22 protein-coding genes are annotated in these 24,129 nt (G+C 66.3%); 12 read left to right on the top strand and 10 right to left on the bottom strand.

Annotated features, from left to right (window positions below):
• Positions 1-94: 94 nt before the first annotated feature.
• The 4 genes from ACZ48C_RS24055 to ACZ48C_RS24070 form a co-directional block, all read right to left on the bottom strand.
• On the bottom strand, positions 95-832 hold the full coding sequence (locus ACZ48C_RS24055) for a 16S rRNA (uracil(1498)-N(3))-methyltransferase (RefSeq protein ID WP_464783232.1): 738 nt from the start codon (positions 830-832) through the stop codon (positions 95-97).
• An 8-nt stretch (positions 833-840) separates the two neighbouring features.
• Positions 841-2,343 (bottom strand): inorganic phosphate transporter, encoded by a 1,503-nt coding sequence (locus tag ACZ48C_RS24060; RefSeq protein ID WP_464783233.1) that lies wholly within the window; start codon positions 2,341-2,343, stop codon positions 841-843.
• 82 nt (positions 2,344-2,425) lie between these two features.
• Positions 2,426-2,938 carry an NUDIX hydrolase gene (locus ACZ48C_RS24065; RefSeq protein ID WP_119254940.1) on the bottom strand — a complete coding sequence of 171 codons (513 nt, stop codon included), beginning with the start codon at positions 2,936-2,938 and terminating at the stop codon, positions 2,426-2,428.
• Positions 2,939-3,030: 92 nt separating this feature from the next.
• The gene (locus tag ACZ48C_RS24070) at positions 3,031-3,825 is read right to left on the bottom strand and encodes a FadR/GntR family transcriptional regulator (RefSeq protein ID WP_454634117.1); all 795 of its coding nucleotides are present in this window, start codon (positions 3,823-3,825) and stop codon (positions 3,031-3,033) included.
• A gap of 142 nt (positions 3,826-3,967) precedes the next feature.
• Here ACZ48C_RS24070 and ACZ48C_RS24075 point away from each other — a divergent pair, with 142 nt between their 5' ends.
• Complete coding sequence (locus ACZ48C_RS24075) at positions 3,968-5,245, top strand: DUF3422 family protein (protein WP_119254409.1); 1,278 nt, start codon at positions 3,968-3,970, stop codon at positions 5,243-5,245.
• 18 nt (positions 5,246-5,263) lie between these two features.
• Here ACZ48C_RS24075 and ACZ48C_RS24080 read toward each other — a convergent pair whose 3' ends face one another.
• Positions 5,264-6,160: a LysR family transcriptional regulator gene (locus ACZ48C_RS24080; RefSeq protein ID WP_313192154.1), complete on the bottom strand. Its 897-nt coding sequence runs from the start codon at positions 6,158-6,160 to the stop codon at positions 5,264-5,266.
• Between the two features lie 23 nt (positions 6,161-6,183).
• The gene (gene aphA / locus ACZ48C_RS24085) at positions 6,184-6,873 is read right to left on the bottom strand and encodes an acid phosphatase AphA (RefSeq protein ID WP_464783234.1); all 690 of its coding nucleotides are present in this window, start codon (positions 6,871-6,873) and stop codon (positions 6,184-6,186) included.
• A 263-nt stretch (positions 6,874-7,136) separates the two neighbouring features.
• Between aphA and ACZ48C_RS24090 the strand changes: the two genes are divergently transcribed.
• The 3 genes from ACZ48C_RS24090 to glcF all read left to right on the top strand — a co-directional run bounded on the left by ACZ48C_RS24090 (position 7,137) and on the right by glcF (position 11,266).
• A complete protein-coding gene (locus ACZ48C_RS24090; RefSeq protein ID WP_464783235.1) occupies positions 7,137-8,573 on the top strand; it encodes an FAD-linked oxidase C-terminal domain-containing protein in 1,437 nt (478 codons plus the stop codon).
• Positions 8,570-9,769: an FAD-binding protein gene (locus tag ACZ48C_RS24095; protein ID WP_464783236.1), complete on the top strand. Its 1,200-nt coding sequence runs from the start codon at positions 8,570-8,572 to the stop codon at positions 9,767-9,769. Before ACZ48C_RS24090 ends, ACZ48C_RS24095 begins: the two co-directional genes overlap by 4 nt.
• A gap of 174 nt (positions 9,770-9,943) precedes the next feature.
• The gene (glcF, locus tag ACZ48C_RS24100) at positions 9,944-11,266 is read left to right on the top strand and encodes a glycolate oxidase subunit GlcF (RefSeq protein ID WP_464783237.1); all 1,323 of its coding nucleotides are present in this window, start codon (positions 9,944-9,946) and stop codon (positions 11,264-11,266) included.
• A gap of 40 nt (positions 11,267-11,306) precedes the next feature.
• Here glcF and ACZ48C_RS24105 read toward each other — a convergent pair whose 3' ends face one another.
• Positions 11,307-12,017: a L,D-transpeptidase gene (locus ACZ48C_RS24105; protein ID WP_464783238.1), complete on the bottom strand. Its 711-nt coding sequence runs from the start codon at positions 12,015-12,017 to the stop codon at positions 11,307-11,309.
• Positions 12,018-12,211: 194 nt separating this feature from the next.
• The gene (locus tag ACZ48C_RS24110; protein WP_119254415.1) at positions 12,212-12,949 is read right to left on the bottom strand and encodes a L,D-transpeptidase; all 738 of its coding nucleotides are present in this window, start codon (positions 12,947-12,949) and stop codon (positions 12,212-12,214) included.
• A gap of 214 nt (positions 12,950-13,163) precedes the next feature.
• Between ACZ48C_RS24110 and ACZ48C_RS24115 the strand changes: the two genes are divergently transcribed.
• Together ACZ48C_RS24115 and ACZ48C_RS24120 are read left to right on the top strand one after the other, a co-directional pair.
• Positions 13,164-13,793, top strand: coding sequence for a DNA-3-methyladenine glycosylase I (locus ACZ48C_RS24115; RefSeq protein WP_464783239.1), 630 nt, complete (start codon positions 13,164-13,166; stop codon positions 13,791-13,793).
• A 231-nt stretch (positions 13,794-14,024) separates the two neighbouring features.
• On the top strand, positions 14,025-14,168 hold the full coding sequence (locus ACZ48C_RS24120) for a hypothetical protein (RefSeq protein ID WP_318913344.1): 144 nt from the start codon (positions 14,025-14,027) through the stop codon (positions 14,166-14,168).
• A gap of 235 nt (positions 14,169-14,403) precedes the next feature.
• Here ACZ48C_RS24120 and copM read toward each other — a convergent pair whose 3' ends face one another.
• Together copM and ACZ48C_RS24130 are read right to left on the bottom strand one after the other, a co-directional pair.
• Complete coding sequence (gene copM / locus ACZ48C_RS24125) at positions 14,404-14,787, bottom strand: CopM family metallochaperone (RefSeq protein ID WP_424549556.1); 384 nt, start codon at positions 14,785-14,787, stop codon at positions 14,404-14,406.
• 68 nt (positions 14,788-14,855) lie between these two features.
• Positions 14,856-15,176 carry a hypothetical protein gene (locus ACZ48C_RS24130; protein WP_464783240.1) on the bottom strand — a complete coding sequence of 107 codons (321 nt, stop codon included), beginning with the start codon at positions 15,174-15,176 and terminating at the stop codon, positions 14,856-14,858.
• 150 nt (positions 15,177-15,326) lie between these two features.
• Between ACZ48C_RS24130 and hisS the strand changes: the two genes are divergently transcribed.
• The 6 genes from hisS to ACZ48C_RS24160 all read left to right on the top strand — a co-directional run bounded on the left by hisS (position 15,327) and on the right by ACZ48C_RS24160 (position 24,116).
• Positions 15,327-16,841 carry a histidine--tRNA ligase gene (gene hisS / locus ACZ48C_RS24135; RefSeq protein ID WP_464783241.1) on the top strand — a complete coding sequence of 505 codons (1,515 nt, stop codon included), beginning with the start codon at positions 15,327-15,329 and terminating at the stop codon, positions 16,839-16,841.
• 175 nt (positions 16,842-17,016) lie between these two features.
• A complete protein-coding gene (locus tag ACZ48C_RS24140; RefSeq protein WP_464783242.1) occupies positions 17,017-18,150 on the top strand; it encodes an ATP phosphoribosyltransferase regulatory subunit in 1,134 nt (377 codons plus the stop codon).
• Positions 18,147-18,842 (top strand): ATP phosphoribosyltransferase, encoded by a 696-nt coding sequence (gene hisG, locus ACZ48C_RS24145; RefSeq protein WP_464783243.1) that lies wholly within the window; start codon positions 18,147-18,149, stop codon positions 18,840-18,842. Before ACZ48C_RS24140 ends, hisG begins: the two co-directional genes overlap by 4 nt.
• Before the next feature lie 284 nt (positions 18,843-19,126).
• Positions 19,127-19,834 (top strand): glutathione binding-like protein, encoded by a 708-nt coding sequence (locus tag ACZ48C_RS24150; RefSeq protein ID WP_464783244.1) that lies wholly within the window; start codon positions 19,127-19,129, stop codon positions 19,832-19,834.
• 90 nt (positions 19,835-19,924) lie between these two features.
• Positions 19,925-21,142 (top strand): NAD(P)/FAD-dependent oxidoreductase, encoded by a 1,218-nt coding sequence (locus ACZ48C_RS24155; protein ID WP_464783245.1) that lies wholly within the window; start codon positions 19,925-19,927, stop codon positions 21,140-21,142.
• A gap of 175 nt (positions 21,143-21,317) precedes the next feature.
• On the top strand, positions 21,318-24,116 hold the full coding sequence (locus ACZ48C_RS24160) for a bifunctional diguanylate cyclase/phosphodiesterase (protein ID WP_318913355.1): 2,799 nt from the start codon (positions 21,318-21,320) through the stop codon (positions 24,114-24,116).
• The last annotated feature ends 13 nt before the right edge of the window (positions 24,117-24,129 follow it).

Genomic DNA, 24,129 nt, shown 5'->3' on the forward strand with positions numbered 1-24,129 from the left:
ATGCGGTGCAAGCGAATTCCTTTCAAGGCAGATTCAAAAAAACCCAATCGACTTTTTCACGGGCGTGGATTTTCTTGCTTTTGTGCAAGTCCGGCTATCGCCAGTCGCCGATTGCCGCCTGGATGATGGCCATCGCCGCCACCGCGGCCGTGTCGGCCCGCAGGATGCGCGGGCCGAGCGGGATGGGCGTCACGAAATCGAGGCTGCGCAAGAGCGTGCGCTCGCCATCCGAAAAGCCGCCTTCCGGCCCGACGAGCAGGGCGAGCCTGCGCTCCTCGATCTTCTGCAGAACCGGCAACGGGTTCTGGCTGCTATGGCCCTCGTCGCAGAAGACGATCCGTCGCTCGCGCGGCCAGTCGGCAAGCAGATCTTCGAGCTTGCGCGGCGCGGCGACCTGCGGGATCGAGAGGATGCCGCATTGCTCGGCCGCCTCGACGGCATTGGCCTCCAGCCGTTCCAGGCTGGTGATCTTGCCTTGGACATGCTGGGTCATGACGGGCTGGAGCACGCCGGCCCCCATCTCCACCGCCTTCTGCACCAGATAGTCGAGCCGCCCGACCTTCAGCGGTGCGAAGAGATAATGGAGGTCCGAGGGCTCGGGCTGCGGCCGGGTCTGCTCGACCGGTGTGAAGAGGAGGCGCTTGCGCGTCGGGAAGGAGAGCGTCGCGTGCCATTCGCCGTCGCGTCCGTTGAAGAGCAGCACGGCATCGCCCTCGGCCATGCGCAGCACGTTCGTCAGGTAGTGGAAATGGTCCTTCGACGCCTCCACGGCCGTGCCCGCCGCAAGGGCGTCAGCGGTGAAGAGGCGCTGCATCCGGTAATTGGCGCGCATGGCGTGTCTCAGCTGAAAAGCGTGTGGAGGGCGAGGAAGACGAGGGCGGAGAGGATCGCGGAGACGGGCAGCGTCACGATCCAGGCCGAGACGATCGTCATGAAATGCGAGCGGCGCACGAGATAGCGCCGGCGCGTCTCGTCCGTGTTGACCGGCGGCTGCTCCGGCGCGACCTGGTTGCCGCGGCTGCGGATATAGTCGATGCGGCGGCCGGAATTGCGCGTATACCATTCGCGGAAGAGACCGACGCCGAAGACCGCGCCGACGGCGATATGCGTCGAGGAGACGGGGATGGCGAAGGCGGAGGCGGTCAGCACCGCGACGGCCGAGGAGAGCGCCACGCAGAAGGCGCGCATCGGGTTGAGCTTGGTGATCTCGCTGCCGACGATGCGGATGAGGCGTGGGCCGAAGAGCAGCAGGCCGAGCGAGATGCCGACGGCGCCGATGACCATCACCCAGAGCGGGATGGCGGACCCCTCGCCGGATACGCCGGAGCGCAGCGCCGAGACCACGCCGTAGAGCGGCCCGACGGCGTTGGAGACGTCGTTTGCGCCATGCGCGAAGGAAAGGAGCGCGGCCGAACAGATCAGCGGAATGCGGAAGAGCGTGCGCAGCGACTGGTTGCGGTTGTCGAGACCCTCCGCATGGCGGCGGACGATGGGCCGGGTGATGACATAGGTGAGGACGGCAAAGCCGAGGCCGATCAGCATCGCGTCGCGGAAGGAAAGGCCGAAGGAGCCGGTCGTGCCGCCATTCGCGAGGAAGGCCGCGAAGGCGCCGGCCATCAGTGCGACGAGCACCGGCACCCAGGTCTTCGCCGCCGCGATCTTGTCCTCGCGGTAGATGATGGTTTCCTTGATGAAATAGAGGAAGGCCGCGGCGATCACACCGCCGAGGATCGGCGAAACGGTCCAGCTTATGACGATGACGGCGATGGCGTCCCACTGGACGGTATGGAAGCCGCTCGCCGCCGCGCCCGCGCCGATGACGCCGCCGACGATGGCGTGGGTGGTGGAGATCGGCGCATTGGCGAGCGTCGCGATATTGATCCAGATCGCCGCCGAGACGAGGGCGGCCATCATGGCCCAGGCGAAGGTCTCGGGGTTCGGGAAGGCCGAGCGGTCGACGATGCCCGAGGCGACCGTCTGCGCCACGCCCTGGCCGGCCAGAAGCGCCCCGGCGATCTCGAAGACCGCGGCGATGACGAGGGCGACGCCCATGCTCATGGCGCGCGCGCCGACGGCCGCGCCGACATTGTTCGTCACGTCGTTGGCGCCGATATTCATGGCCATGTAGGCGGCAAGGGCGGCGGTGACGGCGATGACCAGGACGCCCGCGGTGCCGGTGGCGAAGGTGCTGGCGACGACCATGGCGATCAGCAGGAAGACGAGTGAAATCCCCACGCCCGCCCAGGAGCGCAGCACGAACTGCGTGGCCTGTTCGGTATAGGTGAGTTTTTCAAGATCCTTGTCCAGCGTCGGCTTGCGAAGCTGGACCTGAGAATTCGCCATTCATGCTGCTCCGTTTCAAAGCCCCTCGCACTATCGCCTCAGGGCTTCGTCGGCAATATGACAACGGCCCGGCAGGGGCTTTTCAGGCGTCCGGCGGGCCGTTTTTGGGGATGGCCGCGATCTCGGAGAGGATTTTTCGCTCGAAGGCGAGGAGCAGCGTCTTGAGACCGGGCTCCTGCACGCGGTTGGCGGCTTCCGCACAGTCGACCCATTCGGCGCGGCGCTCGCCCTTTTCCGGAAAATTCTTGCAGACGTCGTCGACGACGAGCGGGAAGACCCGCACCCGGCAATCGACCTTCATCCCGCCGGCAAGCCCCTTCAGATAGTGATAGCTGCCGACCGGCTCGTCGCTGATGGCGCCCTTCACACCGGCCTCTTCCCAGGCTTCGCGCGCGGCTGCCGCCGCGGCCGTCTTGCCGTCCATCGGCCAGCCCTTCGGAATGATCCAGCGGCCGGTGTCGCGGCTGGTGATGAGGAGGACTTCGACCGTCGGACTCTTCTTCTTCACCCGATAGCACAGCGCGCCATATTGTTCGCGCACGGGCCTGCGGAACATGAGATGGACGTCACTGGCGATGCGGTTGAGAATGTTCAAGGTCTTCTTCATTCCTCTTGCCGGCCTCCCGCCGGGAAGCGTGCTCTGAGTCGTTATCGGCCATCTTGCTTGCGCGAGATTTGCGGCGCAAGTCAGGCTTGTGGGGGAAGGCCGCGCTTTTGCATGCGCAGCTGGGAAATCCTCTGCCATTCCCCGCTGCGCTCGGCTTCCCTGATCGCGGCGGCGATATAGTCCATATGCGCCTGGGCGGCCTGCCGCGCGCCCTGTCCGTCGCCCGCCATGATGGCGGAATAGATCGCCTCGTGCTGGGCAAGCAGATGTCCGCGCGCTTCCTCCGAGGAGAAAACGAGGTGGCGGTGGAAAAAGATCCCCTGCGCCAGGAGCCGGTAGCAGGCGCGCAGCGTGTGCAGCAGCACGATATTGTGCGCCGCCTCGCCGATGGCGTTGTGCAGCTCCACGTCGGTTTCGAGCTCGGCATCGAAGGAACTGCCGGCATGGGCCGCGCGCATCGCCTCCATGATGCGGGTCAGCATCTGCCGGTCGTATTCGGTCGCGCGGCGCGCGGCGAGCTCCGCGGTGATGCCCTCCAGCTCCCGGCGGTATTCGATATAGTCCTCCGTCGCCCGCTGGTGGCGGGCGATGAGGTCGACGACGGGGCGCGAGAAGACCTGGCCGATGATGTCGGCGACATAGGTGCCGCCGCCGTGCTGGCTGATCAGCAGGCCGCGGTTCTCCAGCTCCTTCAGCGCCTCGCGCAGGATCGGGCGGGAGACGTCGAGGCGTTTGGAAAGCTCCCGCTCGCCGGGCAGCCGGTCGCCGTCGCGCAAGATCCCTTCGAGCAGCAGAAGCTCGATCTGCCGCACGACCTCGTCCGAGGTCCGGCTATGGCTGATGCGGGCGAAAAGGTCGAAGGCGGTGTCGGTCACGCTGCGACACTACCAATGCGGGCGGAAACTGGTCAACAATCTTGTCCACTTCATGCCTGTGGACCTGCGTCAATGCGCCCTATCTCAGCATCCCTGACATTTGTTAAGACTATGCTGTTGCACATGAGGGGAAGGTGCAGGCATGGCTAAGGGCAGTTTCGCCTTTCCGCAGGCGACCGCGCGTGCGCAGGCGCTCGGGGAAATTCACGCAAGACCATATGCGCTGGTGCCGTCGCCGCGCGTCATCTTCCAGCTCGCGTTCCTCACGGAGGGCGGCTCGGCGGTCGACCATGCCGTCATGGCGGAGCTGTCACGCTCGCGCGGCATCTCGCCGCCCGGCCGCGATTCCAGCCACCACGCGCTGAGCTGGGGGCAAGGGACGCTGCGCTGGGAGCGCCATACCGAGTTCTCGACCTATTTCTGGGACGCGCCGGTGCCGGAAAAGTTCGGCGGCGAGGTGCCCGTCCATCCCTTCGGCGACAGCTTCTCGCCGCCCGGCACGCTGATCTCCGGCATCCGCCTCGAAATTCGGCCGGATTCGCCGGAAACCCGCGAGGCGATCTCCGCTTTCGATCCGACGAGCCTCTGTTACAGCGAGATCAAGAATGGCCAGGGCGTCGTTCTCACCGACTTCCGCCAGGACGGCGACGGGCTGACGCAGATCCTCGTCATCGACCGCGGCATGACGGAGGCCGGGCGCGGCGCGCTTGTCCAGCGCCTGCTCGACATCGAGACCTACCGCACGCTCGCCATGATGGGCCTGCCGCTCGCCCAGTCGCTCTCGCCTGACATCCGCCGCATCGAGGACGGGCTGACCGGCATCACCAATGCCATGAAGCAGCACGCCCGCGACAAGGCCGACGAACTGCTCACCGAGATCACCCGCCTTGCCGCCGAGCTGGAGGCCAACGCCGCGCTCAGCCTCTACCGCTTCGGCGCGAGCCGCGCCTATTACGGCATCGTGCAGGAGCGCATCCGCACGCTGGCCGAGACGGCGGTGCCGGGCTACGAGACGCTCGGCTTCTTCCTGGAGCGCCGGCTGGCGCCGGCCATGCGGACCTGTCAGTCCGTCGAGGAGCGGCAGGCGAACCTCTCGCGCAAGCTCGCCCGCGCCACGGCCCTGCTTCGAAGCTGGATCGACGTGGAGCTGGAACAGCTCAATTCGACGCTGCTCAACTCCATGGACCGCCGCGCGAAATTGCAGCTTCGCCTGCAACAGACCGTCGAGGGCCTGTCGGTGGCGGCGATCTCCTATTATGTCGTGGGGCTCTTCGGCTATGTGGCGAAGGCGGCGCACGGCCTCGGCCTGCCGATCAAGCCGGAGACGCTGACGGGCATCGCCGTGCCGTTCGTCATATTCGGCATGTGGCTGCTCGTGCGCGCCATCCGCCACCGCCATGCGGAAGAGGACCGGCACTGAGGGGAGCCGCCCCCGGCCTCAATGTTCCCAATAGGGTTGATGGCCGTAGAGCTCGGCGAGATAGTCGATGAAGAGCCGTACCTTGACCGGCAGGAACTGCCGGCTCGGATAGACCGCCGACAGCACCACGTTGCGCGAGCCCTCGTAGCCCGGCAGCACCTGCCGCAGCCCGCCGCTCCTCAGCGCCGGGCCGACATCCCAGGTCGAGCGCAGCGCGATGCCCAGGCCGGACAGCACGGCCTCGGTCACGACCTCGCTGGAATTGGTGTAGAGCGGTCCGTGCGGGCGATAGGTGACGCTGCCCTCCGGCCCCTCCAGCCGCCAAGCGTCCTGGGTATGCGGCGGCAGGCAGACATGATGCGCGAGGTCCTCGATCGAGGCCGGCGTGCCGTGGCGGGCAATATAATCGGGCGATGCGCAGAGCACGCGCCGCACGGGCGCGAGCCGGCGCGCGACGAGCGAGGAATCCGACAGTTCCCCGATGCGGATCGCAAGGTCGAAGCCGCCGCCGACGATGTCGGAGAAGTCGTCGGTGAGGACGAGGTTGACCACCAGCTCTGGATAGCTGTCCATGAAGCCCTTGAGATGGGGCGCGATATGCATGCGGCCGAAGGAGGTCGGCGCGGAGATGCGCAGCGAGCCGCGCACCGCGCCGGAGCGGCCGGAAACGAAGGCTTCCGCCTCTTCGATGCCCGAGAGGATACCGACGATGCGCTCGTAAAAGCCCTGCCCGGCCTCGGTCAGCGAGATCTGCCGCGTCGTGCGCTGGAAGAGACGCGTGCCGAGCCGCTCCTCCAGCCGTTTCACGCGCTTAGAGACGACGGCGGGGGAAAGGCCGAGGGCCCGCCCCGCCGCCGACATGCTGCCCATGGCGATGACGCGGGAAAAGATTTCAAGATCGCCGAGATTTGTCACGCGCCGTCTCCGTCACCTGCGGTTCAATTGGTGGAATTGGCGATGACTTCCTCGCCGAACTTGCCGTTCTTCGGCTCCGGCTTGTAGGTCGAGTTCTGCGCCCGCATGACGCGGATCGGCCGGATGCCGGCCGCGAGCGCCGCCTTCATGTCGCTGTCGGCGTCACCGTAATAGATCTTCAGCTTGTGGTCTTTCAGGAATTCCACCTTGTTCTCCGACGAGGCGGTGAAGACGACGTCGTTCATCTTCTCGATGCCGAAGGCCTTCTTGATGGCACCGGTCAGCGTCTCGCCGCCGCTGCCGCGGGTGCGGCCGGTGATGAAGAAGATCTCGTCGCCGCGCGCCGTATGCATGTCGATCAGCTTGCGCGCGACCTCCTTCGGAATGGAATACTGGTCGCAATTGTTGGTGTGGATGTCCGTCCAGAAGGCATCCATGCCGAGATATTCCTCCGAGGCCGGGGAATACTTCATCTTGCCGTAGTAGAAGCAGGGGCTGGAATAGAGCACCGTATCGTCCACGTCGAAGCCGACGGCCATGGGGGCTTCTCCCTCCAGCGAAGCTTCGATCTGCTCCACGGAAACCCAGTGCACCGGCGCGGTCGCCAGAAGCTCGGATGTCGTGATGCCGGGATTGAGGTTCGACACGTCTTCGGCGAAGGCGGAGCCCGCGAGCAGCAAAAGGGCCGAGACGGCCGTGAACGATGTGCGCATGCTTTCCTCCTCATGCCTGCCGATCGAAGGCGCGCGCGGGGCGTCGACTCCGGTCCGGGCGACTGTCGCATTCGTGTCACAGGCGGTCAATGCGATCGCGGCACGATCCACCTCTCTCTCGGGCGGACGATGGCGACGGCATGGGTTTGCACTGGCCGGGACAAGGTGGTAAAGAAAATGGACCACTTGGGGAGTAGGGGCGGAAATGCCCAGTGTTTCTGCATGGCAAATGCCGCAGTAAAAAGGCGAGGGAGGCGAAAGGCATGGATCAGATAGGCTTTCTCGAGCCGCGTCCGGCGGTGCTGTCGCGCCGCCGCGAGATCGTCGCTGATCTTCTCGATCTCCTGCCGGAAGGCTGTCTCGTGCACGAGCCGCGCGAGCTGGTTCCCTTCGAGACGGACGCCTTCGTCTCCTATCGCCGCCTGCCGCTCGCCGTCGCGCTGCCGGAGACGACCCAGCAGGTGGCGGCGGTCCTCAAATACTGTCATCGCTACGGCGTGCCGGTGGTGCCGCGCGGGGCGGGCACCTCGCTTGCCGGCGGGGCGATCCCGCAGGAGGACGCGGTGGTCGTCGGCCTTTCCAAGATGGCGCAGATTCTCGAAGTGGACTACGCCAACCGCACCGCCACGGTGCAGGCTGGCGTCACGAACCTCTCGATTTCCGATGCCGTCTCCGCCGACGGCTATTTCTATGCGCCCGATCCGAGCTCGCAGCTCGCCTGCACCATCGGCGGCAATATCGGCATGAATTCCGGCGGCGCGCATTGCCTGAAATACGGCGTGACGACCAACAACCTGCTCGGCGTCAAGCTGGTGCTGATCGACGGCACCATCGTCGAGCTCGGCGGCAAGGCGCTCGATGCCGGCGGGCTCGACCTGCTCGGTGTCGTCTGCGGCGGCGAGGGCCAGCTCGGCGTCGTCACGGAGGCGACGGTGCGCCTGATCGCAAGGCCCGAGGGCGCGCGCCCGGTGCTCTTCGGCTTCGACACATCGGAGGAGGCGGGCGCCTGCGTCGCCGACGTCATCGGCGCCGGCATCATCCCCGTCGCCATCGAATTCATGGACAAGCCGGCCATCGAGATATGCGAGGCCTTCGCCCATGCCGGCTATCCGATGGATGTCGAGGCGCTGCTGATCGTCGAGGTCGAGGGCTCCGAGGCGGAGATGGACGCGATGCTCGCCAGTATCATCGAGATCGCCGGCCGGCACGGCGTCAAGGTCGTCAAGGAAAGCCAGTCCGCCACCGAGGCGGCGCTGATCTGGAAGGGCCGCAAGTCCGCCTTCGGCGCCACCGGCCGCATCGCCGACTATATCTGCATGGACGGCACGGTGCCGCTCGGCCAGCTTCCCTATGTGCTGCGTGGCACGGCGGAGATCGTCGCCAAATACGGCCTGCGCGTCGCCAATGTCTTCCATGCCGGCGACGGCAACATGCATCCCCTCATCCTCTTCAACGCCAACGATCCGGAAGACGCCGCGCGCGCCGAGGCGGCGGGCAACGATATCCTGAAGCTCTGCGTCGATGCGGGCGGCTGCCTCACCGGCGAGCACGGCGTCGGCATCGAGAAGCGCGACTTGATGCGCCATCAATATGCCGAGGCCGACCTTGCCCAGCAGATGGCGGTGCGCGCCGCCTTCGATCAGCAATGGCTGCTCAATCCCTCCAAGGTCTTCCCGCTCGAAGGGCGCCCCGCCGCATGACGCCGATCCACGAACCGCTTTCCGAAGAGGCCGCCGCGCGCCTCGTCCAGGTCGCCGCTCTCTCGAAGACGCCCCTCGTCATTCGCGGCGGCGGCACGCGCAGCCTGCATCCGGCGCCCGAAGGCGCGGACGTGCTCTCGACGCGCGGCCTTTCCGGCATCGTCGCCTACAACCCGGCGGAAATGACCATGACGGCCCGCGCCGGCACGCCGCTGGAGGTGGTGGAAGCCGCCCTTGCCGAAAAGCGCCAGATGCTCGCCTTCGAGCCGAACGACCTGCGCGGCGTGCTCGGCACGTCGGGCCTGCCGACCATCGGCGGCGTCTTCGCCACCAATGCCTCCGGCCCGCGGCGCTTTACGGCCGGCGCGGCGCGCGACAGCCTGCTCGGCGTGCGCTTCGTCAACGGCAAAGGCGAGATCGTCAAAGCGGGCGGGCGGGTGATGAAGAACGTCACCGGCCTCGATCTCGCGAAGTTGCTCGCCGGCTCGCACGGCTCGCTGGCGCTCATGACGGAGGTCACCTTCCGGCTTCTGCCGGTGCCGGAAACCGCCGTCACGCTCGTCGTCTCGAACCTCAACGATGCGGAAGCCGCCGCCGCCATGGCGACGGCCATGTCGATGTCCGTCGAGGTATCGGGCGCCGCCCACCTTCCTGAAAGCGTGTGCGGCCGCATTGCCGGCGGCGCGCTGCCGGATGGCGCCGCCACCGTGCTGCGCCTCGAAGGGCTTGCCGCCTCGGTCGCTGTCCGCGCGGAAAAGCTTGCGGCCGCCATGGCCGGCTTCGGCGCCGTCACGCGGCTGGAGGAAGAGGGCTCGCGCCGCCTCTGGCGTGAGATTCGCGACGGCGCGCCCTATGCCGACGGCACGCCGCGCCCGCTCTGGCGCGTTTCCGTCGCGCCGCTCGCCGGCCAGCAGCTCGTCGCCGCGCTCCGCCTCGAAGCCGGCGTCGATGCCTTCTACGACTGGCAGGGCGGTCTCGTCTGGCTGCGCATGGAGGCCGATCCCGAGGCGGAACTCCTGCGCCGCTACGTCAAGGCCGTCGGCGGCGGGCACGCGACGCTGCTGCGCGCGCGGCCGGAGGCGCTGGCGGCGACCGAGACGTTCCAGCCGCAGGCCGAGGCGGTCGCGATGCTTCAGGCGCGGGTAAAGGCGAGCTTCGATCCGGACGGGCTGTTCCGGTCGCGGATGGTGGGGTGAGGAAATGATGACGATGCACGCTGTTCACCCCCCTCTGCCCTGCCGGGCATCTCCCCCACAGGGGGGGAGATTGAATCGTGGCACTGCCTTGCCCCCAGCCGATCTCCCCCCCTGTGGGGGAGATGCCCGGCAGGGCAGAGGGGGGTATGCCACGGCCTCGGAGGGCGCCCGCTGATGCAGACCAACTTCACCGCCGAGCAGCTCGCCGACCCCCATGTCGCGACATCGGAAAAGATCCTGCGCAAATGCGTGCATTGCGGCTTCTGCACCGCCACCTGCCCGACCTATGTGACGCTCGGCAACGAACTCGACAGCCCGCGCGGCCGCATCTACCTCATCAAGGACATGCTGGAGAACGGCCGGCCGGCGGATGCCGAGGTCGTCACCCATATCGACCGCTGCCTTTCCTGCCTTGCCTGCACGACCACCTGTCCCTCCGGCGTCGACTACATGCATCTCGTCGACCATGCCCGCATGCATATCGAGGAGACGTACAGGCGACCCTTCTGGAACCGGCTGACACGCAACATCCTGGCAGCGGTGCTGCCCCATCCCGGCCGCTTCCGTCTGGCGCTGAAGGCGGCAAATCTCGGTCGCCCCTTCGCCGGCCTCCTCAAGCGCTTCAAGCCACTCGAACCCTTCGGCGCGATGCTGGACCTTGCGCCGCGCAGCCTGCCGAAAGCATCCGGCAGCGCAAGGCCCGGCACGCATCCCGCCGCCGGCCCGCGCCGCGGCCGGGTGGCGATCCTCTCGGGCTGCGCCCAGCCGGTGCTGAAGCCGGAGATCAACGAGGCGACGATCCGCCTGCTCACCCGCCTCGGCGTCGAGGTCGTGGCGCCGGCCGGCGAGGTCTGCTGCGGCTCGCTCGTCCATCATATGGGGCGTGAAGAGCAGGCGCTGGAAGCGGCGCGGCGCAATGTCGACGTCTGGCTCGGTGAGGGGGAGAAGGGCGGGCTCGACGCCATCATCGTCACGGCCTCCGGCTGCGGCACGACGATCAAGGACTACGGCTTCATGCTGCGCCTCGATCCCGCCTATGCGGAAAAGGCCGCGCGCGTCTCGGCGCTCGCCAAGGATATCACGGAATATCTCGCCACCCTCGACCTGCCGCAGCAGGAGGCGAGGGGGCTGACGGTCGCCTATCACTCGGCCTGCTCCATGCAGCACGGCCAGAAGATCACCATGCTGCCGAAGACGCTGCTGAAGAAGGCCGGCTTTGCCGTGCGCGATCCGGCGGAAGGGCATCTGTGCTGCGGCTCGGCCGGCACCTACAACATCCTGCAGCCCGAAATTTCCGGCAAGCTGAAGGCACGCAAGGTGAAGAACATCGAGGCGACGAAGCCCGATCTCATCGCCACCGGCAATATCGGCTGCATCACGCAGATCGCCACGGGAACGGCGATCCCGATCCTGCATACGGTCGAGCTGCTCGACTGGGCTTATGGCGGGGAAAAGCCGGCGGCGCTTACGGCCCTGGCCATGAAAATGCCGGCCTGACGGCCGGCATCATCGCCTATCTTGATAAGGTCGGCGGCGATCAGCCGCCGAAGCCGAACAGCGTGCCGAGGAAGTCGATACCGCGGTCGTTGTACTGGATCGCACCCTGCTTGTTGCCGGGACCGACCACGATGACCTTGGTGCCGATATCGGCGCGGGCATAGAGGTGCTCCACGTCCTGGTTCATCATGCGGATACAGCCCGAGGACATGTTCTGGCCGATCGTCCAGGGCTGGTTCGTGCCGTGGATGCGGAAGATCGTGTCGCGGCCGCCCTGGTAGAGGTAGAGCGCGCGGGCGCCGAGCGGGTTGTCCTCGCCGCCCTGCTGGACGACGGGCAGGATGCGGCCCTTCTTGGCCTCGCGGCGGCGCATCTCGGCCGGCGGCGTCCAGGTGGGCCATTCGGCCTTGCGGCCGACCTTCACCACGCCCGACCAGCCGAAGCCGTCGCGGCCGACGCCGATACCGTAGCGCGTCGCGCGATTCTTGCCCTCGACGTAGTAGAGATACTTGTTGTTCGTATCGACGATGACGGTTCCCGGCGCCTGATCGGTGACGAACCGCACCTTGGTGCGCTTGTATTTCTGCGCCACCTGCTTCTTGCTCATGGGCTGCGCGACGAGCGTCACGGTCGACACCGTCTCGATCCGGTCGCCCGGTTGCGCGCCCGGGAAGGCGCCTGCCGGCGTGACCGGCATCATCGCCGTGGCAGCAACCGTCGCCGCCAGCAAGATCGATGCGTATTTCCGCATGGTATAGTCCCTCTCACTCCTTGAATATCGTAAGGCTAGCCGAGAGTCTTGACCGATTGCAAGCCGGCTTGCCGGCAGTAAGACGGTTGTAAGGGCGGATTTCTTCGGCATCTGTTGCCGGAAAAGCAGACATCTCCGGCCGCAGGGCAGCCGGAGATGTTCTTTAGGCGTTGCGATTGCTGGAAGGCGAACCGTCAGATCACGATGACCTTGGTGCCGACCTTCACGCGTTCGTAGAGATCGACGACGTCTTCGTTGCGCATGCGGATGCAGCCGGAGGAGACGCCGTAGCCGATCGTCCAGGGCGCATTGGTGCCGTGGATGCGGTAGAGCGTGGAGCCGAGATACATGGCGCGCGAGCCGAGCGGGTTGGCTGGCCCGCCGTCCATGAAGGCCGGCAGGTAATGGCCCTTGGCGGCCTCGCGCTGGATCATCTCCTTCGGCGGGGTCCAGCTCGGCCATTCGGCCTTGCGGGTGATCGTATGCGCGCCGGCCCATTCGAAGCCCGGCTTGCCGACGCCGACGCCATAGCGCCGTGCCTTGCCGTCGCCGAGCACGAGATAGAGGAAGCGGTTGTTGGTATCGATGACGATCGTGCCGGCCTTGTACTTGCTGTCGTAGGAAACGAGCTGCGGCAGGTACATCGGGTCGATCCTCGAGCGGACCGGGTTCTGAGCGCGGCTCGTCACGGCGACCTGCTCGACGCGGGCGCCGTCGCGCCGGATGACGCGGCGTTGCTCTACCCGCTGGCGCTGGACGATGCGGCGACTGTTGACGGCGGGCTGCACGCCCTCGCCGGTGAGCTGCATCAGCCACGGGGCGGCAAGGTCGGGGCTGACGATGACCGGCGGCCGGCTCGTGTAGCGGTCGCCCGCATAGGCATTGGTCGTGGTGGCCAGGATGGTGGCTGCAAGAAGGGTTCGTATCAACATCGGACGTACTCGCTACTGATCGTCGCCGGGATGCGCCGGAAGAAAGAAATGGCGCCGGTTCGCAGAAATGCTTGCACCCTTGGATGAAGCGAATGGTAAACGCCGGTTCATTCGCATTGCGGGAGGCGGATAAAGCTTTGAGTAGGGTTATTGCCCGCTTTCCAAATGTGGTTGATAAGTGGTAAACGGGAACAAACAGGAAACGGAGACGGCGATGACGGAACGCGGGCTGGTGGTGGGCGAGGACGGGCGGACGCGCTGCGCATGGCACGGCGGGCTCGAGGACTACCGCCGCTATCACGACGAGGAGTGGGGCCATCCGGTCACCAGCGACCACCGCCTGTTCGAGAAGATCTGCCTCGAAGGTTTCCAGTCGGGCCTTTCCTGGCTCACCATCCTGCGCAAGCGGGAAGGCTTCCGCGCCGCCTTCGCCGGCTTCGACTTCGACAGGGTCGCGACCTTCGGCGATGCGGATATCGCGCGCTGCCTTGCCGATGCCGGCATCGTGCGCCATCGCGGCAAGATCGTCTCGACGATCAACAATGCCCGCAGGGCGCAGGCGCTGCGCGAGGAGTTCGGCACGCTCGCCCGTTACTTCTGGGGCTTCGAGCCGAAGCCGGAGGAGCGCCCGGCCCGCATGGACTGGGAAACGCTTTCCGCCAATCCGACGTCGCCGACCTCGGTGCGCCTTTCGAAGGATCTCAAGAAACGTGGCTGGACCTTCGTCGGCCCCACCACCGTCTATGCCTTCATGCAGGCCATGGGCCTCGTGAACGACCACGTGGAAGGCTGCTTCTGCCGCGCGGAAGTCGAAAAGAAGAGAAATCTGCTCGCACGGCCATAAATCCGGTATTGCCTTGGCAAAACGCTATTTGATTTTACAACGAATCATGTAGCTTAAGGTTGAGCGGCACAACCATACATCGGAAGTTCTGGGGTCGATTCGCACGTGCGTAGTCGTGGCGCGCGGCTTTGTGCTGCATGATCTGACATGAGGGGAAACATGTCGCCAAACGCACCTGCATTCGATGATTCTCGACTTGAGCCATGGGCCTGTGACAAGGCGCAGGAGATCATGCTCCGCGAGGGCTTTCGTCTCATCCGCTCGGCACGCAGCGGCAGCAATACCGATCTCCGTGAAACCAGCCTCATGATGGCCCGCGTCATTGCGGCCTCGCTGGTCGAGGCGTCCGCCCAGCGGCAGCGCGCGGGCAAGTAGCGGCTAACGCCGGCGGAGGATCTGTTTGACGGGCTTGCATGGCGGTCATGCCATGCGGCGTGGGCCTTCGGGCCAGGCGCGACGATGAGCGCGCAGGATGAACGGGCGTCCTCGGGCGGCTCCGCATGCCGTGCCGCAAGGCGATCCGCGCTTTCCGGCCTCACCCGGCCTGCCCCGAAGGTCCACGACTGCCTTTGCGGAAAAGGCCCGCCTTGCGGCGGGCCTCCCTATTGGCTCACTTGGCGTTCTTGGCCAGCCACTCTTCCATCATCTTGATCTCACCCTCCTGGGCGCTGACGATGTCTTCCGCGAGCTTGCGGATGGCTGGGTCCTTGCCGTGTTCCAGCTCGACCTTCGCCATGTCGATGGCGCCCTGGTGGTGGGCGATCATCCCGCGCACGAAATCGACATCGGCATTGCCGGTGAATTCGATCTCCATGCCCTTGTGCATCTTCGCATTGGCGTCGACGAAGGCCTTGGTCGACGCGCTCTGGTCGCCCGTGGCCTCGCCCATCGTCATGCCCTGATGGCCGGAATGATCGGCGGCATCCTGGGCGATTGCGGGCATGGTGAAGGTAAGCGCGAGGGCCGCGCCGAGAAGCATGTTCTTTGCGTTCATGATGATTTCCAGTTCTGAATACGGTTGATGGTCGGAGCGTGGGCGCCCCGGATATCAGTCAAGCGTCGTCAGGACCGGGGAGGGGGATCGAGCGGGGGAAGCGCAAGGCCGGCCAGTTGCGGCGTGGCTGCGGAAACCGGGCTCGAAATGTCGAGATTGCGGCCGATCGGCTCCAGCCGGGCGGCTTCGATGGCGAAACAGGCCGAACAGGCGAGAGGATGCGCGGACGGCTTCGCCTTGCCATGCTCTCCGCCGCCATCCTCGCCGGCCATGTGGTGCATGGCGTGCATCCCGGCCGGCTGCGCGGCCGTCATCGTCGCGGCGACCGCCGGCACCCAGCCGGAAAGGACGGCGCCGAAAATGGCGAGGACGAAGAGGACCTGTCTCATGGCAGGAGAGATAGGCGCACGCCGCGCAAAAGAAAAGGGGTGCGCGCAAGGATGCCGTGTCTGCCCCTCTGCAAGCACCTGCGCCCTTGCCGCTGCCCCTTCAATCCGCTAGGGAAACCGCAACGGAAATACGGAATTTCGGGTATCCCGATGAGCGAAAAGCAGAAAAAGCCCCAGAAGCTGAAAGCCCGCCTGCCGCGCGGCTTCGTCGACCGCGACGCCGCGGACATCCGCGCCGTGAACGAGATGACGGCGAAGATCCGCGAGGTCTACGAGCATTACGGCTTCGACCCCGTCGAAACCCCGCTCTTCGAATATACCGACGCGCTCGGCAAGTTCCTGCCCGACAGCGACCGCCCGAACGAGGGCGTCTTCTCGCTGCAGGACGACGACGACCAGTGGATGAGCCTGCGCTACGACCTGACGGCGCCGCTCGCCCGCCATGTCGCGGAGAATTTCAACGAGATCCAGCTTCCCTACCGCACCTATCGCGCGGGCTATGTCTTCCGCAACGAGAAGCCGGGCCCGGGCCGCTTCCGCCAGTTCATGCAGTTCGATGCCGACACGGTCGGCGCGGCCGGCGTGCAGGCGGATGCCGAGATGTGCATGATGATGTCGGACACGATGGAAGCGCTCGGCATCGCCCGCGGCGACTACGTCATCCGCGTCAACAACCGCAAGGTGCTCGACGGCGTGCTGGAGGCGATCGGTCTCGGCGGCGACGACAAGGCCGGCGCGCGCCTCACCGTGCTGCGTGCCATCGACAAGCTCGACAAGTTCGGCCCGGAGGGCGTCAGGCTCCTGCTCGGCGCTGGCCGCAAGGACGAATCCGGCGACTTCACCAAGGGCGCCGGCCTCGATGCCGGACAGATCGAGAAGGTGCTCTTCTTCGTCGGCATCAAGGACTATGCGGAAAGCGCAGCGGATCTCGCCAGGCTCGTCGAAGGCACCACGAAGGGCGGCGAAGGCGTCGCCGAGCTGAACCAGATCGGCCATCTCGTCACCTCGGCCGGCTATGGTCCGGACCGCATCAAGATCGACCCGTCGGTTGTGCGCGGACTCGAATATTATACCGGCCCGGTCTTCGAGGCCGAGCTGCAGTTCGCCGTCACCAACGAGAAGGGCGAGAAGGTCGTCTTCGGTTCCGTCGGTGGCGGCGGTCGCTACGATGGCCTCGTCTCCCGCTTCATGGGCCAGCCGGTGCCGGCGACGGGCTTCTCCATCGGCGTCTCGCGCCTGATGACGGCGCTGAAGAACCTCGGCAAACTCGGTCAGGACGAGGTGATCGCGCCCGTCCTCGTCACCGTCATGGACGGCGACATCGAGAGCATGGGCCGCTACCAGCGCTTCACACAGGAGCTTCGCGCCGCCGGCATCCGCGCCGAGATGTATCAGGGCAACTGGAAGAAGTTCGGCAACCAGCTCAAATATGCCGACCGGCGCGGCGCACCGATCGCCATCATCCAGGGCGGCGACGAGCGTGTGGAAGGCCTCGTGCAGATCAAGGACCTGATCGAGGGCAAGCGCCTTTCCGGCGAGATCGAGGACAACATCGCCTGGCGCGAAGCACGCGTCGCGCAGGTTTCCGTACCGGAGGCCGATCTGGTTGCGAAGGTCCGCGAAATCCTCGACGCGCAGGCCGAAGACCGGGCGCGGCAGGGGTGATGGGCGTGTGGAAGACCCCTCCCCAACCCCTCCCCACAAGGGGGAGGGGCTTACTGTGCCGCACCCTCCGAATTCGATTTGAGACGGTGAGCAAGCCTTTATCTTTCTCCCCCCTTGTGGGGGAGATGCCGGCAGGCAGAGGGGGACTTGCCGCCCCGCGCCCGGAGCGTTTCTCATGCCCCTGACGAACCTGCCCGCCTTCGCGCCCGATCTCGTCGCCGACCTCGAAGGGCTCGGCACGGAGCGCGTCGATACGCCGGTCATCCAGCCGGCCGAACCCTTCCTCGACATGGCGGGCGAGGATTTGCGCCGGCGCATCTTCATGACGGAGAGCGAGACCGGCAAGAGCCTGTGCCTGCGTCCCGAATTCACCATCCCCGTCTGCCTTCGCCACATCGAGACGGCGACGGGCACGCCGCGGCGCTATTCCTATCTCGGCGAGGTCTTCCGCCAGCGCCGCGACGGCGCGAATGAATTCTACCAGGCCGGTATCGAGGATCTCGGCGAGCCGGATATCGCCCGCGCCGATGCGCGCATCGTGCGCGATGCGCTCCATGTTATCGGCAACCGGCTTCCCGGCATGGCGCTGTCCGTGACGCTCGGCGATCAGGGAATTTTCGAGGCGGTCGTTGCCGCCTGCGGCCTGCCGGCCGGCTGGCAGAAGCGTCTCATCCATGCCTTCGGCAATTCGGCGCACTTGCAGAAGCTGATCGCTGACCTGTCCGATCCCGCCCCGTCCGGCGTCTTCGGCCCGGAGGTCGAGCGCCTTGCCCGCCTCGGCATCCTCGACGACGAGGCGAAGCTGATCGCCCATATCGACGCGACGATGGAGGCTACCGGCTATTCCACCAATGCCAGCCGCGGCCCCGCCGCCATCGCCCGCCGCCTGCGCGAGAAGCGCGAACTGGCGAGTACGCGGCTCGACAGCCGCACGCTGGCGCTGCTCAAGGAATTCCTGGCGCTGGAGCTGAGCCTTGCCGACGCGCCGCATGCGCTCGCCGCCTTCGCGGAAAAGGCCCGCCTTTCGCTCGGCGCGGCGCTGGAGCGTTTCGACGCCCGCGTTACGGCGCTGCGCGAAGCAGGCGTCGATCCGGCGACGATCATCTATCGCGCCGCCTTCGGCCGTCCGCTCGACTACTATACCGGCCTCGTCTTCGAGATCACGCCCGCCGGTGAGACGTCTGTGCTCGTCGGCGGTGGCCGGTTCGACCGGCTGCTGACGCTGCTCGGCGCAAAGGAGCGCATCCCGGCCGTCGGCTTCTCGCTCTGGCTCGACCGTATCGCAAGCGCCGGGGGAGCCGCCGCATGACCATCACCATCGGTCTTCCCTCCAAGGGCCGCATGAAGGAGGACAGCTCCGCCGTCCTCGCCCGCGCCGGCTTCACCGTCGCCGCCGTCGGCAACGACCGTTCCTATCGCGGCCGCGTCGAGGGTCGCGACGATATCGAGATCGCCTTCCTCTCTGCTTCCGAGATCTCCCGCGAGATCGCCAACGGCACCGTCGATTTCGGCGTGACCGGCGAGGATCTCGTGCGCGAGGGACTGGCGGAGGCCGATGCCCGCGTCGAGTTCTGCGCCCGCCTCGGCTTCGGCCATGCCGATGTCGTGGTCGCCGTGCCGGAGATCTGGCTCGACGTCGACACCATGGCCGATCTTGGCGACGTCGCCACGGATTTCCGCGCCCGCCACGGCCGGCGCCTGACCATCGCCACGAAATACTGGCGGCTGACGCAGCAGTTCTTCTCCGGCAATCACGGCATCCAGCTCTACCGCATCGTCGAGAGCCTCGGCGCCACGGAAGGCGCGCCGGCCTCCGGCTCGGCCGACATCATCGTCGACATCACTTCGACCGGCTCGACGCTCGTCGCCAACCACCTGAAGATCCTCTCCGACGGCGTGATCCTCAAATCGGAAGCCTGCCTCGTGCGTGCGCGCAAGCCGGAGCACGAGGGCGATGTGGTGGTGGCGGAGATCATCGAGCGGGTGCGCGGGGCGCTGTAGGGGCTGGATTGCCCCTCATCCCGCTGCCGCGACCTTCCCCGCAGGCGGGGAGAAGGGGTATGCCGCACCGTTTTCCGTCCCATCGCAGGCAAGCTTGACGGAAACACGTCGAGGGGCGGGAAACCGGTCCCACACGTCTCCTTCGCCCCGCTTGCGGGGAGAAGGTGGCCGGCAGGCCGGATGAGGGGCTGGCACCCTCACCCTTCGCAAATTTCCCGCCACGTCACCCTGACATCGCCCGGCGGCCTGCCCTATCTATGAACTCCCACCCGCAAGGAGTTCCCATGTCCGACCTGTCTTCCTTCCCCATCACGAAGAAATGGCCCGCCAGGAATCCCGATGTCATTCAGCTCTATTCGCTGCCGACGCCGAATGGCGTGAAGGTGTCGATCGCGCTGGAAGAGCTCGGCCTCGCCTATGAGCCGCACCGCGTCGATTTCGGCGGCAACGAGCAGAAGTCGCCGGAATTCGTGTCGCTCAATCCGAACGGCCGCATTCCCGCGATCATCGATCCGGACGGGCCGGGCGGCAAGCCGATCGGCCTCTTCGAATCGGGCGCGATCCTTGTCTATCTCGCGGAGAAGACCGGCAAGCTCATTCCGGCCGATCCCGCCGCGCGCTACGAGATGCTGTGCTGGGTGATGTTCCAGATGGGCGGCATCGGGCCAATGTTCGGCCAGTTCGGTCATTTCCACAAGTTCGCCGCCGAAAAGGTCGCCAACAATTCCTATCCGGTCGAACGCTACAGGGACGAATCGAAGCGCCTGCTTTCCGTGCTGGAAGAGCGCCTGAAGGACCGGCAATGGATCATGGGCGATGAATATACCATCGCCGATATCGCCACCTTCCCGTGGGTGCGCGGCGCGGATGTCTTCTATGGCGGGCGCGAGGTGCTGGATTATGCGGGCTTCCCCGCCGTCATGGCTTGGCTGGAGCGCTGCCTTGCCCGCCCGGCGGCGCAGAAGGGCCTGGAAATTCCTGCGAAGCCCTGATGCCGGCTTGGCCCGCGCGGTTGCGGTGCGTTGACGCCGCGTGGCCGGGCGGGTTACGTCTCGGTGAAAACAAGGACGGACGGAAATATCGTGACGGGAAGACTGGTTGTAGCGGGCGGCGGCCAGGCCGCATTTGCCCTGGTTGCCAAATTGCGCGCATTGAAGGACGAGCGGCCGATCACCATCGTCGCCGCCGAGGCGAGCCACCCCTACCAGCGCCCGCCGCTTTCCAAGAAGTACCTGCTCGGTGAGGCAGACCTCTCGCGCCTGATGTTCCGCCCGGAAAGCTGGTACCCGGACAACGGCGTCGACCTTCGCCTGTCGACGGAGGTTACCGCCATCGACCGTGCGGCAAAGCGCGTGACGCTCAGCGACGGCTCGACGCTCGACTATGAATTCCTGGCGCTCGCCACCGGCGCGACGCCCCGCCGCCTGCCGGCCGAGATCGGCGGCGACCTCGATGGCGTCTTCACCGTGCGCGACTATCGCGATGCCGACCGCCTCGGCCTCGAAATGCAGGAAGGCCGCCGGGCGCTCGTCGTCGGCGGCGGCTATATCGGCCTGGAGGCGGCGGCCGTCGCGCGGGGCAGGGGGCTGCATGTCACCGTCATCGAGATGGCCGACCGCATCCTCGCGCGCGTGGCATCGCCCGCGACGGCGACGATCCTCAAGGCGATCCACATGGCCCGCGGCGTCGATGTGCGCGAGAAGACCGGCCTCGTCCGCCTTCTCGGCGAAAACGGCCGCGTCACGGGCGCGGAGCTCTCCGACGGCTTCGTGCTGCCGGTGGATGTGGTGATCGCCGGCATCGGCGTGGCGGCCAATGACCGGCTCGCTCGCGATGCCGGGCTGGAGGTCGCCAACGGCATCGTCGTCGATGCCCATGCCCGCACGTCCGATCCCGCGATCTTCGCCATGGGCGACTGCACCGTCCTGCCCTTCGAAGGCAATCGCGTGCGGCTGGAATCCGTTCAGAACGCGGTCGATCAGGCGGAGGCCGCTGCGGCCGTCATCGCCGGCGGCGATGCGCCCTATGTGCCGAAGCCGTGGTTCTGGTCCGACCAATATGATGTGAAGCTGCAGATCGCCGGTTTCTGCATGGGCTTCGACGATACCCTCGTGCGGCCCGGCCAGCGCGAGGGCAGCGTTTCCGTCTGGTACTTCCGCGATGGCAGGCTGATCGCGGTCGACGCGGTCAACGATGCGAAAGCCTATGTGGTCGGCAAGAAGCTGATCGAGATGGGCCGCACGCCGGACAGGGCGGCGCTTGAAGACCCGGCTGCGGACCTCAAGGCCCTGACGCTCTGAAATCCGGGGTTGAGCGGAATTGCCGTGGCAAACCAGCCGGTTGGCCGTTTTGATATTTGTTAAGCACGAATGGATACGGGCGGGCAGGAATCCGCCGGGATGCGGGGCCGATTCACAAAGTCTTTAAGGTTGCCGGGCTCTGTGGTGCCATCTTGCCCTCCCGCCCGGTGTTCCCATGCTGCGCATTCTCAACTGCATCGTCGTCGAGCACGATCTTCGTCTCGTCGTGCTTGCCGCATTCATCTGCTTCCTGTCCTGCTATGTCGCGGTGACGCTGGCGCAGAGGGCGTGGGTCGCCGAAGGCAGGGCGCGCAATCTCTGGCTGGGCGCGGCGGGCACGTCGAGCGGCTTCGGCATCTGGGCGACCCATTTCATCGCGATGCTGGCCTACGATCCCGGCATGGTCATCGGCTACGACATGAAGCTGACGCTGATTTCGCTCGGCGTCGCCATCGTCGTGACGACGGCGGGTCTCGCGCTTGCCACCTATGTCGCGGGCCGCGCCGCCGTCATCGCCGGCGGCCTGCTGCTCGGCGCGGGCATCACCTCCATGCATTACATCGGCATGAGCGCGGTGGAACTGCCGGGCACGCTCGGCTGGGATGCCGTCTATGTCGCCGTCTCGGTCGTCTGTGCCGGCCTTTTCGGCGCGCTGTCGCTTCTCGTCTGCATGCGTCCGCAGCAGCGCGTGCGCGACAGGGCGCTGGCGACCGTGCTGATGGCGCTCGGCGTGGTGGCCCTGCATTTCACCGCCATGACCGCCGTGACCTTCCAGCCGGGCCTGATGCCGGTGAGCGACGATACGCTGATCTCGACCGGCCTGATGGTGCCGCTGATCGCGGTGGTGGCCTTCTCGCTGCTCTTCACCGGCCTGACGGCCGCCGTCTTCGCCCGGCAGGCCGAGCTGACCGCGACGGAGAGCACCCGCCAGTTCGCCATGCTCGTGCAGGGCGTCAAGGATTACGCCATCTGCATGCTCGACCCGGAGGGCCGCGTCGCCAACTGGAACGAGGGTGCCGAGCGCCACAAGGGTTACAAGGCGCAGGAGATCGTCGGCCGGCATTTCTCGCAGTTCTACGGCGAGGAGGATCGCGCGGCGGGTGCGCCTGAACGCGCTCTGCGCATCGCCCGCGAGGAAGGCAAGTATGAGGGCGAGGGCTGGCGCTATCGCAAGGACGGCACGCGCTATTGGGCAAATGTCGTGCTCGACCCGATCCATGATGCGGGCGGCGTGCTGGTCGGCTACGCCAAGATCAGCAAGGACGTCACCAGGGAGAAGGCCGATGCCGACAGGCTGGCCGAAGTGACGAAGAACCTCGATCTCGCGCTCGAGAACATGTCGCAGGGCCTGTGCCTGTTCGACAAGGACGAGCGCCTGCTTCTTGCCAACCGGCGCTACAGTGAAATCTTCGGCTTCCCCGGCGATCGCATCCGGCCGGGCATGACCCTGCGCGAGATTGTCGAGCAGGGCGTCGCCGACATCTATGCCGATCCCGATGTCTGGCAGACCAAGGCGCGAGATGCCTACGCCCGCCGCCGCGCCGCGATCCAGGCGAACGATGGCGGCGTGATCGTCGAGAAGCTGCAGAGCGGCGTGTCGGTTCAGTTGCGCTACCGCACGCTGCCGGACGGCGCCTGGGTGGCGACCTATGAGGACGTTTCCGAGCGCCTGCGTTCGGAAGAGCAGATCTCCTTCCTCGCCCGCCATGACGGGCTGACGGGCCTGCCGAACCGCGCAAGCTTCAACAACCGGCTCGAGGCCGATCTCGATTCCGCCCGGCGATCGGGCGGCAAGGTGGCCGCTATCGGCATCGATCTGGACAAGTTCAAGGAAGTCAACGACACGCGCGGCCATGCGGCAGGCGACGAGGTCCTCGCGACGCTCTCGCGGCGCATGCAGGCCTGCCTCGGGGCGGACGAGACGGTGGCCCGCTTCGGCGGTGACGAATTCGCCGCCGCCAAGCGATTCGAGGACATGTCGGACCTTACCGATTTCCTCCAGCGCCTCGAAAACTGCCTCACCGAGGACATCCGCATCGACGGCTACGACATCAAGCCCGGCGCGAGCCTCGGCGTCGCGATCTATCCGCAGGATGCCGACAATATCGAGGCCCTGCTCAACAATGCCGACCTTGCCATGTATCGCGCCAAGGACGCCCTGACGGAGACCGTCTGCTTCTACGAAGTGTCGATGGACGAGGCCGCCCGCAGCCGCCGCCTGATCGCCAACGATCTCTGGCAGGCCGTCGAGCGCAACGAGCTGCAGCTTCACTACCAGGTGCAGAAGGCGGTGAATTCCGGCGAGACGGTGGGCTACGAAGTGCTGCTGCGCTGGCACCATCCCGTGCGCGGCACGATTCCGCCGGGCGAGTTCATTCCGATCGCGGAAGAATGCGGCGCCATCCTGCCGGTCGGCGAATGGGTGCTGCGCGAGGCGTGCCGTGAGGCCGCGACCTGGAACAGTGACCACAAGATCGCGGTCAACCTGTCGCCGGTCCAGCTCGGCAATGCGGATGTCGCCGATCTCGTCCAGCGCGTGCTGCAGGAAACCGGCCTCAGCCCGCACCGCCTGGAGCTGGAGATCACCGAATCGACCATCATCGGCGACAAGGAGCGCGCCCTCAACACGCTGCGCCGCATCAAGGCCCTCGGCGTCACCATCGCCATCGACGACTTCGGCACGGGCTATTCCTCGCTCGAAACGCTACGCGCCTTCCCCTTCGACAAGATCAAGCTCGACCGCAGCTTCATGAGCGAGGTGGAGGCGAGCCCCGAGGCGAAGGCGATCATCCGCGCGATCCTCGCACTCGGGCAGACGCTGCGCGTGCCGGTGCTGGCGGAAGGCGTGGAAACGCGCAGCCAGCTCGACATCCTGCTCAGCGAAGGATGCGACGAGGCGCAGGGCTATTTCCTTGGCCGTCCGGTTCCGGTCGAACGCATCCGCCCCGGCGGAACGGCCAGCGAAGCCGCCTGAAGCGGCTGGTCTT

The organism is Shinella sp. 1A1 (assembly GCF_055379515.1).

Bases quoted from the DNA above. Each gene is read 5' to 3' on its own strand.
- ACZ48C_RS24055 (WP_464783232.1), bottom strand. From the start codon at position 832: ATGCGCGCCAATTACCGGATGCAGCGCCTCTTCACCGCTGACGCCCTT.
- ACZ48C_RS24060 (WP_464783233.1), bottom strand. From the start codon at position 2,343: ATGGCGAATTCTCAGGTCCAGCTTCGCAAGCCGACGCTGGACAAGGAT.
- ACZ48C_RS24075 (WP_119254409.1), top strand. From the start codon at position 3,968: ATGGCTAAGGGCAGTTTCGCCTTTCCGCAGGCGACCGCGCGTGCGCAG.
- aphA (WP_464783234.1), bottom strand. From the start codon at position 6,873: ATGCGCACATCGTTCACGGCCGTCTCGGCCCTTTTGCTGCTCGCGGGC.
- ACZ48C_RS24090 (WP_464783235.1), top strand. From the start codon at position 7,137: ATGGATCAGATAGGCTTTCTCGAGCCGCGTCCGGCGGTGCTGTCGCGC.
- ACZ48C_RS24095 (WP_464783236.1), top strand. From the start codon at position 8,570: ATGACGCCGATCCACGAACCGCTTTCCGAAGAGGCCGCCGCGCGCCTC.
- glcF (WP_464783237.1), top strand. From the start codon at position 9,944: ATGCAGACCAACTTCACCGCCGAGCAGCTCGCCGACCCCCATGTCGCG.
- ACZ48C_RS24105 (WP_464783238.1), bottom strand. From the start codon at position 12,017: ATGCGGAAATACGCATCGATCTTGCTGGCGGCGACGGTTGCTGCCACG.
- ACZ48C_RS24110 (WP_119254415.1), bottom strand. From the start codon at position 12,949: ATGTTGATACGAACCCTTCTTGCAGCCACCATCCTGGCCACCACGACC.
- ACZ48C_RS24115 (WP_464783239.1), top strand. From the start codon at position 13,164: ATGACGGAACGCGGGCTGGTGGTGGGCGAGGACGGGCGGACGCGCTGC.
- ACZ48C_RS24120 (WP_318913344.1), top strand. From the start codon at position 14,025: ATGCTCCGCGAGGGCTTTCGTCTCATCCGCTCGGCACGCAGCGGCAGC.
- copM (WP_424549556.1), bottom strand. From the start codon at position 14,787: ATGAACGCAAAGAACATGCTTCTCGGCGCGGCCCTCGCGCTTACCTTC.
- ACZ48C_RS24130 (WP_464783240.1), bottom strand. From the start codon at position 15,176: ATGAGACAGGTCCTCTTCGTCCTCGCCATTTTCGGCGCCGTCCTTTCC.
- hisS (WP_464783241.1), top strand. From the start codon at position 15,327: ATGAGCGAAAAGCAGAAAAAGCCCCAGAAGCTGAAAGCCCGCCTGCCG.
- ACZ48C_RS24140 (WP_464783242.1), top strand. From the start codon at position 17,017: ATGCCCCTGACGAACCTGCCCGCCTTCGCGCCCGATCTCGTCGCCGAC.
- hisG (WP_464783243.1), top strand. From the start codon at position 18,147: ATGACCATCACCATCGGTCTTCCCTCCAAGGGCCGCATGAAGGAGGAC.
- ACZ48C_RS24150 (WP_464783244.1), top strand. From the start codon at position 19,127: ATGTCCGACCTGTCTTCCTTCCCCATCACGAAGAAATGGCCCGCCAGG.
- ACZ48C_RS24160 (WP_318913355.1), top strand. From the start codon at position 21,318: ATGCTGCGCATTCTCAACTGCATCGTCGTCGAGCACGATCTTCGTCTC.